We start from the raw sequence: 14,744 nt of genomic DNA, 5'->3' as shown, positions 1-14,744 counted from the left end.
TCCTTATACTTGTGGCTTATACAAGTCCCTATTTCACTTTCAACCGGTCGAAACCTTCTCCGTATACACCGATGACGGAACTTTGGGAAATGAAAGCGTTCGGGTCTATATCTTTCACCATCCGGAATATTTCTACCGATTGGCGTTTGTAGGCAAGGACGACCAGTACCTTCACGTTGTGTTTACTGTACCAGCCGATACCGTCGAGTACCGTTACACCGCGATGGGTTTCTTTGGTGATGCGGTCGGCAATCTTTTCATATTCTTTGGAGAAAATAAAGAACTGGACGGATTGCCGGGCACTGTTGACTATGTAATCCAGTACAAATCCGATAACAAACAAAGTTACAAAACCAAATATCACACGTCGCCAGTCATGGAATACCACATAGCAGGAACTGATGATAATGAAGTCGCAAGCCATAATCATGCGTCCCAGCGTGACATCCTTGTATTTATGGATGATGGCTGCAATGATGTCCGTACCTCCCGTGCTGCCGTTGCAGTTGAACACGATACCCAGTCCGGCACCGCACATTGCCGCACCTATCAGGCAAGCCATGAAGTCTTGTCCTTCGCCCAGCAGTTGGGGAGGGACGCCGTCCGAACCGTTCACCAGCAACTGGAAAAACCATAAGAAGAAAGTGAGTCCGAAGATGGCAAACGTAGTCTTGATACTGAATTTCGGTCCGAGTATCTTGATGGCAAAAGTCATCAGTACGGCATTGATGATGAAGTATGACCACTGGATGGGAAATCCGGTGGCATAATAGATGATGGCACCGATACCGGTAGTACCTCCGGTCGTAATCTGATAGGGAATGAGGAATGCCGCCCATCCCAGTGCATAGCTGATGAGTCCCAGAGTGATGAAGATATAATCCTTCAGCTCTCTCGTCACTTCCGCTTTGGTTGGTTTTGTAATTTGCATATCTGTTATTTGACAACGATGTTCACAATCTTCTTCGGCACTACGATTACTTTGACGATGGACTTGCTTTCCATCCATTTTTCAGAGCGTTCGTCGGCCAATACAGCAGTCTGGATGGTATCCGATGCCGCATCTGCCGGGAACTCCATGTTGAACCGTGCCTTTCCGTTGAAGGAAATGGTGTAGTTGACCGTATCTTCCACCAGGTATTCTTCGTTGCATATCGGCCACTTGGCATCGCATACGGAGCCTGCATTGCCCAGTGTCTCCCACAACTCTTCGCATACGTGCGGAGCGAAGGGAGCCAGTACGATGATGAACTGGTTCAGGATTTCCTTCTTGTTGCATTTCATTCCGAACAACTCGTTTACACAAATCATAAAGGCACTGATACTTGTGTTGTAAGAGAATTGCTCGATGTCTCCCGTCACTTTCTTAATCAGTTTGTGGAGGGATTTCAGTTCTTCCTTGGTGGCAGGTTCATCCGTTACCAGATAATTGTCGTTGCGGTCGTAGAACAATGACCAGAACTTCTTGATGAAGCGGTGCACACCGTCTATTCCGTTTGTATCCCACGGCTTTGATTGTTCTACCGGGCCGAGGAACATTTCGTACATGCGGAGAGTGTCGGCACCGTATTTGTCGACAATCATATCGGGATTGACAACGTTGAACATGGATTTACTCATCTTTTCCACAGCCCATCCGCAGATGTACTTGCCGTCTTCCAGAATAAACTCGGCAGTTTCGTATTCTGGACGCCATGCCTTGAAGGCTTCAAGGTCCAGAACATCATTGGATACGATATTCACATCCACGTGGAGTGGGGTAGTGTCGTACTGGTCTTTCAGATTCAGGGACACGAATGTATTGGTATCTTTGATGCGATAGACGAAGTTGCTCCGTCCTTGAATCATGCCCTGGTTCACCAGCTTTTGGAACGGTTCTTCGGCTACGGAAATGCCGAGGTCGTACAGGAACTTATTCCAGAAACGGGAGTATATCAAGTGACCGGTGGCATGTTCGGTACCGCCTACGTAAAGGTCTACATTGTGCCAGTACTCATCCGTTTTCTTGTCTACAAGTGCCTGGTTGTTGTGCGGGTCCATATAGCGCAGGTAATAGGCGCTTGAACCGGCAAATCCGGGCATCGTGTTGAGTTCCAACGGGAAGACGGTGATGTTGTCTATCTTTTCGTTTTCTACGACGCATTTGTTTACGGTATCCCAAGCCCATTTTGCGGCATGTCCCAATGGAGGTTCACCGGTTTCGGTAGGCAGGAATTTGGCTACTTCGGGCAGTTCCAAGGGCAGGGCGCTCTCGTCAATCATGTAAGGCATGTTGTCCTTGTAGTAAACCGGGAACGGCTCGCCCCAATAGCGCTGACGTGAGAAAATGGCATCACGCAGACGGAAGTTCACCTTTACACGTCCCAAGTTATGTTCTTTCACATATTTCTTGGTAGCGGCAATCGCTTCCTTGATGGTAAGTCCGTTCAGTGAGAGGTCGCAATAGGGAGTAACGCCTTCGCGTGGAGAGTTGCATACAATGCCTTCCTTGGCATCGAAGCTCTCTTCGCTTACATCGCAGCCTTCTACCAACGGACGAATTTCGAGACCGAAGTGCTTGGCAAAAGCATAGTCACGGCTGTCGTGCGCAGGCACAGCCATGATGGCACCCGTACCGTATCCGGCAAGTACATAGTCGCTTATCCAGATAGGAACTGCCTCACCGGTAAAGGGATTGATGGCATAGCTTCCGGAGAATGCACCGGTAACGCTACGGTCGGCAATACGTTCGCGTTCGGTACGTTTCTTGGTGCGTTCCAGATAAGCGTTTACTTCATCTTTCTGTGTGTCGGTGGTAAGTTGCTGTACCAGTTCGCTTTCGGGAGCCAATACCATGAAGGTGACGCCGAACATGGTATCTGCACGGGTGGTGAAGATAGTGAATTCCAAATCGCTGTCTTTTACCTTGAATTCTATTTCAGCGCCTTCGCTGCGTCCTATCCAGTTCTTTTGGGTTTCTTTCAGGGATTCGGTCCAGTCGATGGTATCGAGTCCGTCCAGCAAGCGTTGTGCATAGGCAGATACACGGAGGCACCATTGACGCATCTTCTTTTGAATGACGGGGAAGCCGCCTCGTTCGCTTACGCCGTCCACCACTTCATCGTTGGCAAGTACGGTTCCCAGCTGAGGGCACCAGTTTACCATCGTCTCGCCCAGATAGGCTATACGGTAGTTCATCAGGATTTCCTGCTGTTCCTTTTCGCTCTTGGCATTCCACTCTGCGGCGGTGAAACTCAGTTCTTCGCTGCAAGCCACGTTTATTCCTTCGGTACCGGTTTGGCTGAATGCTTCAATCAGTTCCTGGATGGGACGTGCCTGCTTTTCATCGTTGCAGTAGTAGCTGTTGAACATCTTTTGGAATGCCCATTGGGTCCAATGGTAATATTCCGGTTCGCAGGTACGGATTTCGCGGTTCCAGTCGAAAGAGAAACCTATCTTATCCAACTGTTCGCGGTATCGGTTGATATTGTTGACGGTCGTAATTGCAGGGTGCTGTCCCGTTTGTATGGCATATTGCTCTGCTGGAAGTCCGTAAGCGTCATATCCCATGGGATTCAGTACATTGAAACCTTGCAGTCGTTTGTAGCGGGCGTAAATATCCGAAGCAATATATCCCAGCGGATGACCTACATGCAATCCCGCACCGGAGGGGTAGGGGAACATGTTCAGTACATAGAATTTTTTCTTCGTTTCGTCTTCCGTCACTTGGTAGGTTTTGTTTTCCACCCACCTTTTCTGCCATTTCTTTTCAATTTCCCTGAAATTGTATTCCATAGTGGTACTTATTAATATTTTGTTGAAAACATTGTTTATTCAATGGTTAAAACCGGTTAGTATCCGGTTAATATCGGTGCAAAGTTACGGGTTTATTTTCAGATTTGTAGCGAAGTAACATAAAAAACAATGGCAAAGGCTTGATAATTCACTTTTTATTACTTATATTTGTGATGTGCTTTTAAAACTAATTTTTTGTTTGTAATACAAATAATAGCTAAATTGATTCAATAGGATATTTACTAAAAGATTTTTAGGATATAGCGAAGGATGAAGTCTGGGAAGATTTCATCCTTCGCGTTTTTTGTCTGTGTATTCGGCAGATTGTTGTTTATTATTCTGCCGATAAATGAGAGTTCGTTCAATAGGCTTCTAATAAGGGATTTAAAGATTTACTAAAACTCGAAGGAAGATTTACTAAATCTTTCCTCCCGTTTTAGTAAATCCTCCCTGAACATTATTTATGGTTGGTTTCATTGTATTGAAAAAAGAAAGTACGTATATTTGTGCGACTTATCGGAAGTGTATGAACGCAATGAAAAATTATACTTATCATCTTGTCGCCGTCCTTACGGTAGGTATTTGGGGGCTGACCTTTATTTCAACGAAAGTATTGATTGGGCACGGTCTTTCTCCGCAGGAAATATTCTTGCTTCGTTTCCTGATAGCTTATATGGGCATTTGGCTTATTTCTCCCCGAAAACTGTTTGCCGACAATTGGAAAGATGAATTTTGGATGTTTTTAGGAGGCATAACAGGCGGTTCATTCTACTTTTTTACAGAAAATACAGCTTTGGAGATTACATTGGCGACGAATGTGTCGTTTATTGTCTGTACGGCTCCGTTGCTCACCACCATTCTTTCTTTGTGGATTTATAAAAAGGAAAAGGCTACCCGTGGATTGATGGCTGGTTCATTGCTGGCATTGGTTGGTGTGGCATTGGTGGTTTATAATGGTAGTTTTGTATTGAAGATTTCTCCTTTAGGTGATTTCCTTACTTTGCTTGCTGCTTTTTCCTGGGCATTCTATAGCTTGATAATGAGAAAAATGTCCAATTGTTATGGTATAACTTTCATTACCCGTAAGATATTTTTTTATGGAGTATTGACTATTCTTCCTGCATTTCTGATTCATCCCTGGAATTTCGACATTGCCCGTCTTCTCGAGCCGGCTATTCTGTTCAATTTACTTTTCCTGGGTGTATTGGCTTCCTTGATTTGTTTTGTAGTCTGGAACGTAGTATTAAAACAGCTGGGAACGATAAGAGCTTCCAACTATATTTATCTGAATCCTCTCTTCACTCTGGTAGGTTCTGCTTTTCTGCTTGGCGAACAGCTTACTATAGTTGCTTTGATGGGGGCGATACTGATATTGGGGGGAGTTTATTGGGCAGGAAAAAAATAAATACAAGATAAATGGGGTTGTGTCTGCAAAGACACAGCCCCATTATTAATGTGATTTAGCAAAATTCTTTTTATGGATTACATTTGAGTTCAGCAGACATTAAATAAGTATTATATGGTAGCCACATAGACATAATGAAATAAAGTATATTTCCTTTGAGTGATATGGGGTGAATATAAGAACCATACAATTGTGAATATTGCCAGCCATCGACTAGTTTTTGTGGTTTACTCCATTCCCCTATAATATGATCTGCTGTTCGGAATGAGATATCATAGCGTGTACTATTGAAATAGAGCAATATCCATTTTTTAAATTCTGGATGATAAGCGATGGAAAGTTCTCCAGATATATCATTGAATAATGGAGTGGCTGCAGTTTCATTTCCTTTAATCCATCCACTTCCATTCCAAAATTCGTATTCTGTTTGATTTTCAATATTTTCTTCTAAAAAACGAGCAAGATGAGGCTTATTGTCACGTCCAGTAATTGTACCCACCATATAAATATATCCGTCTTTTTTGAAATAGCTTACTTGACCAAAATTACTTGTTGAACCAAATTTTACATTTTGGCAACGTGTCCAAGTAATTCCATTGTCTGAAGATTTGTAAAGACTTGAAAAGTTAGTTATCCATCCTGCCCAATTACGAATATTCATGTAATGAACATAATCTATGCCATTGGCACGAATGGCTGCTGTGGGAATAGAAGTCCAATCTCCATTACCACTTCCATCTTTACCTCCATAACATATTTCACGAGCATTTTTACCACTTTCATCCATAGTAGCACCATTAATGGTGAGCCCATCAGAAAGATCTTGATCGTCAGAGAAAAGCAAAACATTACTTCTCCAGTTACTCCCATTGGGTCCTGGATTTACAAAATTTGGATAAAAGTCACTACCGAATGTATCGCCGAAAAAAAGTCCATAATGTCCGGGTTGTAATTCCCAAACAATACCTAAATCTGTACCACCTACATTGTATAATTCATTAGTACGATTATTTACTTCAAATTCTACAATAGGTAATCCGTTTGTGCCATTTATTTCAGCACCAGTAATACGGGATACACATTTTAAATTTGAAAATTTTAATTCTCTAGAATAATTGACGATACCTTTATTGACTATCAATTTGGAAATTTCTGATGACTGATTATTATTATCTACTGCAATAAATTCAAAATAAAATGTAGAAGAATCATCCTTTTTTATAATATATTCAAATATATATTCTGGTGATAAATTTGATTTTATATATTTCTCAGAAATATTATTAGTATCGTTAATTTTATTTATTACTAAATAAGCTAGTTGATCGAATTCTTTTATTGATACTTTGATAGATATTATACCATTAATCGCAGTAATTTCATTTTGAGAAAGGTTAACTTCTAAATTATAACTATTTACTTTATCTGTATCCGAATTTTCACAACTTGTAAGCCCCCATATAGAAAGGAGGCTTGCAAGTAATAATACATGTATTCGTATCATGATTTTTTATAATTTTGTAATATGTAATAGCGCTCCTCCATCCCTTGCCAGATTCAGTTCAATGATATCCTTCCTTGTAACTTTCCGCACCAGTCTGTCCAGATTGTTTGGATTCCGCTCCACATCCTCCGCATCGGTATAGATCGTTGCCTGGTAGTCCCCCTCACTAAGGAAGTCCAATTCCAATTTCAGATCCCTTTCCGTACCGTTGTTCAGCGAGCCCACCCACCAGTCCGAACCGCTCCTGCGGGCCACCGTGACATGCTCATTCATCCTTGCCAGCGGAACTCTTATCTCATCCCACGTTCCCGGCACGGTACGGAGCACCTCGAACCCCGGTTGACCTTCATAAGCCTTTGGCGTATCGCACAACGAGGTGAGATGGTTTTCCAAAACCACATACATGGCCAACATATGGCAGCGTGTGCTCATTACATGAGGATTTACATACTGTATCTTGAACTCCGAGCGCGGCAGTGCCCTGAACCCTCCCAGGTGATAGTCCGTCGCTCCCGCCAGCATCCTGGTGAAGGGTATCGCAATGTCATGGTCCGCATTCACCAGCGTGTCCCATTTGCATACTTCATAGTTGAGTGTCCCCTCCCGTGTGAATTCATTCGGATACGTCCTTACCAGTCCGGAAGGCTTGCTCGACCCATGGAACTGTATGAAGAGCCTGTGTCTTGCCGCACATTCCAGTATCTCTTCTTGGATGCGTATCATCTCTTGGTCATTACGGTCCATGAAGTCCACCATGAGTCCTTTTACTCCCCATCCCTCATAGAGCGCAAAGGCTTCTTCGAGTTTGTCGTACAACGGTCTCCAGTGTACCCACAGATGTATGCCAACCCCCTTGCTCCTTGCATATTCCACAATTCTCGGCATGTTCAGGCACGGTATCGGTTTTGTAACGTCCGCATTGGGTCCCGCCCATCCGAAATTGAAGTTGTCATCATAGTACCAAGGAGTCTCCGCATATCCGTAGATTCCATGTGCATCCAAGCCATTGCGTGCTGCAAAATCGATGTAGTACTTGTTTGTATCGAAGTTGTTTCCCGGAGAGAAGGTGCTGTCCGGCACGACATTCCCGTTCCACCATGTGAACGTGGTCCTGCAAGGCTTAATCCATGAAGTGTCTTCAATCCTGCAGGGCTCGTTCAGGCTTGTTAGTATATTCGTCTCCAGCAATCCTCCCACCCGGTCTGCAACGGAGATTACGCGCCACGGTGTGCGGTGCGGGAAACTGTCTGTCTCGACCTTTATCTTCTCCTGCCCGAGTTTTGGCGAGAGCTTTCCCACCAGTCCACCCTTCTCCTTCATCAGGTACATTCCCGCATAGTCCCGTATGGCCGCTTCGGTTATGGCCACTGCCACCCCGTTGTCGAACTCGAATGTGGCGGGCATCTCTATCAGCCTTTTCCTTGCCACCTTGTCATATCTTACATGACTGTATACCCCTTCGTGTGTATTCACATACCCGGGCAGGTACATGAGCAACGCCATCGGGTTTCCTTGCAAGTTGAACTGTGTCCTTTCATCATACATCACGTATGAATCCCATGCTTTCTGTTCCGGAAATTCATATCTGAATGCTATCCCGTCATCGAATGCTCTTACAATTAGGTTCACTGTTCTCTCCTTCCCATTCCTTTCCACCAGGGGCACTGTCATCTCGTTGCAGTAGTTCCTCGCTCTGCGGACCTTCCCCACTACCAGCTCGTAGGCCTCGTCTATTTTCCTCCTTTGTACCTTTCCCGCCTTGAGCCCTGCCCCGAACTCCCCGCTGTCGAACTCGAATCCCAGCCTTGAGTCCTCCAGCAGCTGCTGTTTCCCGTATTTCACGCTGTAGGCCACTTTCTCAGGTGCTATGTCCAACACAAGCTTCAGCTTCCCGTCGGGAGATGCCACAGAGAACTTCTGCTGGGCTGAAGCGGTACCAAGGCAGAATAGGAGGGCACATATAATAAAAAGTTTTCTCATTTTTATAATAATATATTTAGTTAGAAAATACAAGCGGAATTTACATTTTTCAAATTCCGCTTGAAATATGATAGTATTATTTAGGGTTTTGTACTAAATTAGAATTACGTTGTAGCTGATCAAATGGTATTAGCATGAGATTACGTTTTGTATCATTAGTAGGCTGGTGTTCCCACCAAGTACCTTTTGTGAAATTATTATCAAAACGAATAAGTTGACTTCGACGTAAGCCTTCTAATGCAAATTCTACACCAAGTTCTTGAAGAAAACGACCATATTTTACTGGAACTCCATTACAAATTGTGGTAGCTTCTAATTCTGAACCGGTTAATTCATTGGTTGTATCGAAGTTTCTTCTACGTACTTCATTTACTAATTCGGCAGCTTCTTGTGAGCTACCTCCTGTACGGAGTATACATTCAGCTTTCATCATTAATACTTCGGCATATCTCATAATGACATAATCATTATCAGGAGTACCTGTTGCACCTATTTTGATTTCATATTTGCCAAAACGATACCCTTGATACATGGTAGCATCTCCACTAATATTAGTAACATCTTTGGTATAACTGAGCAGCATTTGTGGGTCTCCGCACCAACCATTTGTCCATAATGGAGTACCATCAAGTGCATATTGTTGTCCCATGCGCCATGTTTTTTCTAAACGCTTATCACCTTCTATATAGTTATCAAAGAAAGTAGGAACTCCGACGCACCCACCATCAAGCCAAGTGGCTTGGAGGTTGAAAGTTTGCATTTGAGAATAGTGTAAAGTTTTGCGTGCCCACATATAAATTTGACCACCTGATTTGGTTTCATCGAATGGAATTACAAACATTGTTTCATTACTCAATTCGTTATTTGTAGAAAATGGGAGTGAATAATCTCCGTCTAGTCTATATTTATTAGTAGCAATAATTTCATTGCATAAATTTTCACATTCATTATACATGGGAGTTCCTATCCATGCTTCAGCATTCAAATATAGACGTGCCAAAAGCATTTTTGCGTTCCATTTATTAAAACGTCCATAGGTGTTTAAGACATCTTCACTTAAGTTATTGATATTATTTTTTAATTCCGACTCAACGAATTCAAAAACTTTAGACCGTGGCTCTGTTGCTGGTAAATAACCATCAGGAACATCAAATCGATCAATAATGGGAACATTACCAAAAGCTTCTAGTAGTAAGTAATAATAAAATGCGCGAGCTACTTTTAATTCTGCAATATAATTTTCTTTACCATTCATTTCTATTGTTGAATTTTCAAATTGGTAAAGAACTCTATTAGCACTTGAGACACCTGAATATAATGCATTCCATATATTGTTTAGATGTGCATCTTCTTCCATCCAAGAATGTTGGTGTAAGCGAATATAAATACCTCCATCATACCATAAGCCATGATTTTTAACTGGAGTAACACAAACATCGGTAGTTTCTTCTAAATCCCACCAGTTTGAATGTTCTGTTAAGGTACGCATACTGGAATATATGGGAACCATGGCTGCCAAGAATTCAGATTCAGTTTTATAAAAGTCTTTTTCAGGGATGCTACTAAAAATTTCTTCATCCAAATTGGTACAAGAACTGAATAAAGAGATAACAGCTAAAAATGCACCAGTAATATATTGTTTTTTGAACATTGCTGTAATTTTTTAAGGTTAAAATAAAAGATTTAAGCCAACAGTGAACTGACGTGTAGTGGGATATAACTCGCCTGCACCAGATCCTTCAACACCAGGAGCAAGTCCTTTAATACTAACTTCTGGATCTAGTCCTTTATAACCAGTCATTGTGAGTAAATTATTGCCTGCTACATATAGACGAAGACGTTGAATGACTTTTTGTTTTTTAAGATTAAATGTATAGCCAACACTTATATTATCCAATTTTACATAATCACCATCTTCTACATAATAACTTTGCATAGCAGGAGCACCTTTTACATATGAATTACTACCAAATGGTTTTTCCAATACTGAGCGAGGTAGATTGCCTTCTCCAATACGTGAGGTTGTTTCCCAATGCATACGTTGGCGGTTCAAGACTTGAAAATTGAATGCACCGCGGAACATAACAGATACGTCGAAACCTTTATAGCTTAATGCTAAATTTAGACTTCCATAAGTTGTTGGAATACCATTACCAATAACTTTTTTGTCGCCATCATCAGCATCAGTCAATAATTTGGGTTGACCATCAGCACCATATACCATCCATAAACCATCAGATGTAAGACTATGAGTCTGGAAACCATGGAAATTACCAACGGGATCACCTTCTCTTACTATGTGAGTATGGGTTTGAATTGGTGAACCGGTAGCTCCTTCATACCAATAATCTTTTTGATAAAGTCCATTTGATAAAGAAATGATTTTATTTTTGTTATAGGAAAATGTTCCTGTAATGTCAAAACGTAAATCGCGTGTTTTAATAGGAGTACCACTTAATAACAATTCGATGCCTTGATTTCTAATTTTTCCAACATTTGCCATCATACTTGATACAATGTAAGGTGGAGTTGGTACTTCATAGGTAGAAAGTAGATCTGAAGTTTCACGGTGATAAATATCAATAGAACCAGAAAGTCTATTTTTTAGGAATGAAAAATCAAGTCCCAAATTTAACTCACTCTTCGTTTCCCATTTTAAATCGGGATTAGGATTTTGGTATGGACCTGCACCTTGTGTCCATTTTCCATTAATATATGCATATCCACCATAATTTAACAAATACATGGATAGTAAATTAGATGTGACTTCATTACCTGTAACGCCATAACCTATGCGAACTTTTAAGTCATCTAACCATTGGATATCTTGCATAAAATTCTCTTTGCTAATGCGCCATCCTGCTGATATAGCAGGAAACCAACCCCATTTATGGTTATCTCCAAAGCGTGATGAACCTTCACGGCGTAAACTGGCCATAAACATATACTTTTCATTGTAATTATAAGTCAATCGACCAAAAAATGAAATTAGTTTATGAGTATTTCTATAACTGGTCATAGCTGCCTTATTATCCTTCATATCATTCATAGAACCAATATTCCAAGGTCCAAACATATCTGTTGGAAAATCTTTTGCCCATTGATATATACCTTTAGCATCATCATCTTGGTAACTATAACCTATCATGGCACCTAGATTGTGTAAACCTAATGATTTGGTATAATCACCTACCAATTCTAAATTCTTTTGCATTGTATTATCAGCCCAATTCCAAACATTACCATAATCTCCGTTTACCACAGTAGTCATATGTTTAAATGTATTGCTTTTATTCTCCATGCGATCAAAACGTTGCATAGCTCCCATCACACTTAGATTAAGACCTTCAATTGGTGATAAAGTTATTTTCCCGCTCATCATTAATTGATTGTATCCTTCTACATCATATTCTTCATTAATCATGGCAACCGGATTATAAGGTTTAAGATTTACTTTATATTCCGTATAATTTCCATTTTCATCATAGATAGGGCGGGTAGGATTTTCTAATAAAGCATTTAAATAGGCTGCATACCATGCACGTTGTTGGGTGACATAACTATCATTGATATTGAATTGAAAGCGTAATTTATTATTGAACATATTATGATTTAGACCTATTTTAGCTGTAATAGATTCACGATCTGTATGACGAATGACACCTTCACGTTTGCGATAATCTATGGAAGCTACGTAATTGGATTCAGCGCTACCACCTTTCAAAGAAAGAAAATGATTGTGGCTGATAGCTGTACGACTAATAGCGTCCACCCAATCAGTGGTAGTTCCCTCATCTTGAATACCTGGAAAATCAGGATCATCTGTTAATCTACGATAATCATTGGCTGTTAACATATCAGCATGTTTTGCAAATGTTTCAAATGAGATAGATCCATTATACTCCATGGAAAGTTTAGTCGCTTTAGCACGATTGGTAGTAATTACAATGACACCATTTGTACCACGAGTACCATAAATAGCAGCTGCAGAACCATCTTTTAGCACATCTATAGATTCTATGTCTTCACTTGAAATAGCTGTTAAACTACCACCTGGAATTCCGTCAATAACGATCAATGGACTAGTATTACCAGATAATGAATTAACACCTCGAATAGTCATTTCGAGTCCTAATACAGGATCACCAGTATAATTTGAAAGTTGAAGACCTGCTACTTTTCCTTGAAGGAGTTGTTCGGGACTTTTTACCATCCCGGCAAGAAAATCGTCTTTTTTTACTGATGTAATAGCACTGGTTACTTCACCTTTTTTCATGGAACCATAACCTACCACTACCACATCATCAAGCTGAAATACATCTTCTTCAAGAATGATGTTTAAAAAAGTAGTTTTATCGTTAGTTGGAATGGTGCGAGTAATGTATCCAATATAACTTACTGTTAATGTACTGCCAGGTCTTAATTTTATCTCAAATATTCCGTCAATATTTGTTGAAACTCCATTACTGGTGCCAGTTTCCAATATTGTAACTCCTGGTAATGTGTTGCCTTTTGCATCTTTTACGACACCTTGGAAGTTTTTGGTTTGTGCAATAGCTAATTGACATATGCATAACATATATAATATTGTCATTAGTCGAATTGTATTGGACAAAGTCCTTTTTTGATAAAAATTTAGCATAGATTCAAAGTGATAAAATGTTTAGATAAATAATTATATATTTCTCAGAGTATTTTAAAAAGGTCGTACAATTTCTAGATCGTCTACTGAAGGTAATGTTGGAAATTTAGCATGTGGTTCAGTTTGATACCAAAATACAACAGAAGAAATGTCTGATTTCTGATCGAGATATCGGCCGTCGTTACGCCATCCAAGATCTTGAATTGTAACTTTTAAATCCTTTTCAAAACGGATTGGATCAAGTATGTGCCAACGATACATGCCAAAACGTTGTTGTGAACGATAAACTCCATCTGGGCGAATAATCTGATGTAATCCTGCATAAGGAGTAGTGAATTCTTCATATTGATGCGTCGTTTTATTTTCAAAGTTGTAAGATCCGCAAAAGTAATCTTCTGTACCAGTACCGCAGATTGTCGGAAATTTCTTATCACCATCCATGAAGAATTTAATTTCACCTTCACCCCACCAACCGTTATTATTCACTTGCCAAGCAATATATGTACCAACGTATTGTCCTTTACCTTTAATACCATCAACCAATACATGGTCAGAATTTATATTAGGATTTGAGCGACGGAATTGTGCATGAAAATAAGCTGCATCCTCAGGAACTTCTGTTAAAGTGTAGTTTATTTGGTAATAAACTCTCATTTCATTATTGGGGTCAATGTTTTCCATTGTAATTTTACATTTTTTGCGGAAAGGCATTTGCCAATAACAATTGAACGCACTACCAGGGTTTACACAAACTGCTAATGAACTTAATGGAGAATATAGTCCCCAACCACTGCAGAAAAAATCACCTATAGGGCACTCTACAGAAGGTTCTTTTTCATCATCCCAATAAAAGCGAATAATTGTTTTTCTCCATTCACCTGTTGGTGTCATCCAAATTTGTTGTATAGAACCAGGGCCTTCGATTTCTGCTAAAGTAAAAGTTTCGTTAGGGCCAATGTTTACATAAGGATTGACTTTCCAGCCTTGCCCTAAAGTTTTAGCTGCATGATGTGCATTAGCTTGATTTATTTTTTCTTTATCTGTAATTGGATCAGCCATACCACCTTTACCTTTCTCACCTGTAAAGTTTTCAGGGCTGATGGAACGTGTCTTGGCATTGGATAAGCGATATAAATTACCCATATTCATGTCAAGTCCATTAAAATTTTGAGCGTAAATGCTTATAGTTGCCATACATAAGGCTGCTAAAATAAAAAATTTGATTTTCATGGTTTAAATAAATTAATTGGTTTATATACTTAGTTAATGGTTTCAGCAAGTTTTGCCAGTTCAAGATATTTCTTGTATAGTTTTTCGTAGATGAGGGCTCTTTTCTCATCCGGCCGGTATTCAGCCTCGATGTCCGACCCCATATGCCTTGTCGCCTCATTGATATCCTTGTACACCCCTGCGGCAACTGCCGCGAACATTGCCGCTCC

The 14,744-nt window shown here is 40.6% G+C and carries 8 protein-coding genes and 1 pseudogene; 1 reads left to right on the top strand and 8 read right to left on the bottom strand.

The annotated features are described in order from the left end of the window. Window positions 1–28: 28 nt before the first annotated feature. The gene (locus DXD78_RS20130) at window positions 29–931 is read right to left on the bottom strand and encodes a YitT family protein (protein ID WP_005825197.1); all 903 of its coding nucleotides are present in this window, start codon (window positions 929–931) and stop codon (window positions 29–31) included. Between the two features lie 5 nt (window positions 932–936). Further along, window positions 937–3,774 (bottom strand): leucine--tRNA ligase, encoded by a 2,838-nt coding sequence (gene leuS / locus DXD78_RS20125; RefSeq protein ID WP_117652921.1) that lies wholly within the window; start codon window positions 3,772–3,774, stop codon window positions 937–939. Window positions 3,775–4,300: 526 nt separating this feature from the next. On the opposite strand from leuS, the gene DXD78_RS20120 reads away from it, so the two are divergent. Further along, window positions 4,301–5,179: a DMT family transporter gene (locus DXD78_RS20120; RefSeq protein ID WP_034525442.1), complete on the top strand. Its 879-nt coding sequence runs from the start codon at window positions 4,301–4,303 to the stop codon at window positions 5,177–5,179. Between the two features lie 70 nt (window positions 5,180–5,249). On the opposite strand, the gene DXD78_RS20115 is transcribed toward DXD78_RS20120, so the two are convergent. From DXD78_RS20115 to DXD78_RS20090, 6 genes and pseudogenes are all read right to left on the bottom strand, one after another. Then, window positions 5,250–6,683 carry a DUF4185 domain-containing protein gene (locus DXD78_RS20115; RefSeq protein WP_005825193.1) on the bottom strand — a complete coding sequence of 478 codons (1,434 nt, stop codon included), beginning with the start codon at window positions 6,681–6,683 and terminating at the stop codon, window positions 5,250–5,252. Between the two features lie 6 nt (window positions 6,684–6,689). Then, the gene (locus DXD78_RS20110) at window positions 6,690–8,663 is read right to left on the bottom strand and encodes a glycoside hydrolase family 97 protein (RefSeq protein WP_117652920.1); all 1,974 of its coding nucleotides are present in this window, start codon (window positions 8,661–8,663) and stop codon (window positions 6,690–6,692) included. 76 nt (window positions 8,664–8,739) lie between these two features. Continuing rightward, a complete protein-coding gene (locus DXD78_RS20105; protein ID WP_005824689.1) occupies window positions 8,740–10,314 on the bottom strand; it encodes a RagB/SusD family nutrient uptake outer membrane protein in 1,575 nt (524 codons plus the stop codon). A gap of 18 nt (window positions 10,315–10,332) precedes the next feature. Continuing rightward, window positions 10,333–13,257, bottom strand: a complete 2,925-nt coding sequence (locus DXD78_RS20100) for a TonB-dependent receptor (protein WP_229031968.1) — start codon at window positions 13,255–13,257, stop codon at window positions 10,333–10,335. A gap of 102 nt (window positions 13,258–13,359) precedes the next feature. Next, window positions 13,360–14,535: a glycoside hydrolase family 172 protein gene (locus DXD78_RS20095; RefSeq protein WP_005824687.1), complete on the bottom strand. Its 1,176-nt coding sequence runs from the start codon at window positions 14,533–14,535 to the stop codon at window positions 13,360–13,362. 29 nt (window positions 14,536–14,564) lie between these two features. Continuing rightward, window positions 14,565–14,744: pseudogene (locus DXD78_RS20090) on the bottom strand (ribulokinase); the annotation flags it as partial.

Source organism: Bacteroides sp. D20 (assembly GCF_003436255.1).
Lineage (GTDB): Bacteria > Bacteroidota > Bacteroidia > Bacteroidales > Bacteroidaceae > Bacteroides > Bacteroides uniformis.
Note: the sequence above shows the minus strand (reverse complement) of the source record. Positions and strands in the feature narration are given on the sequence as shown.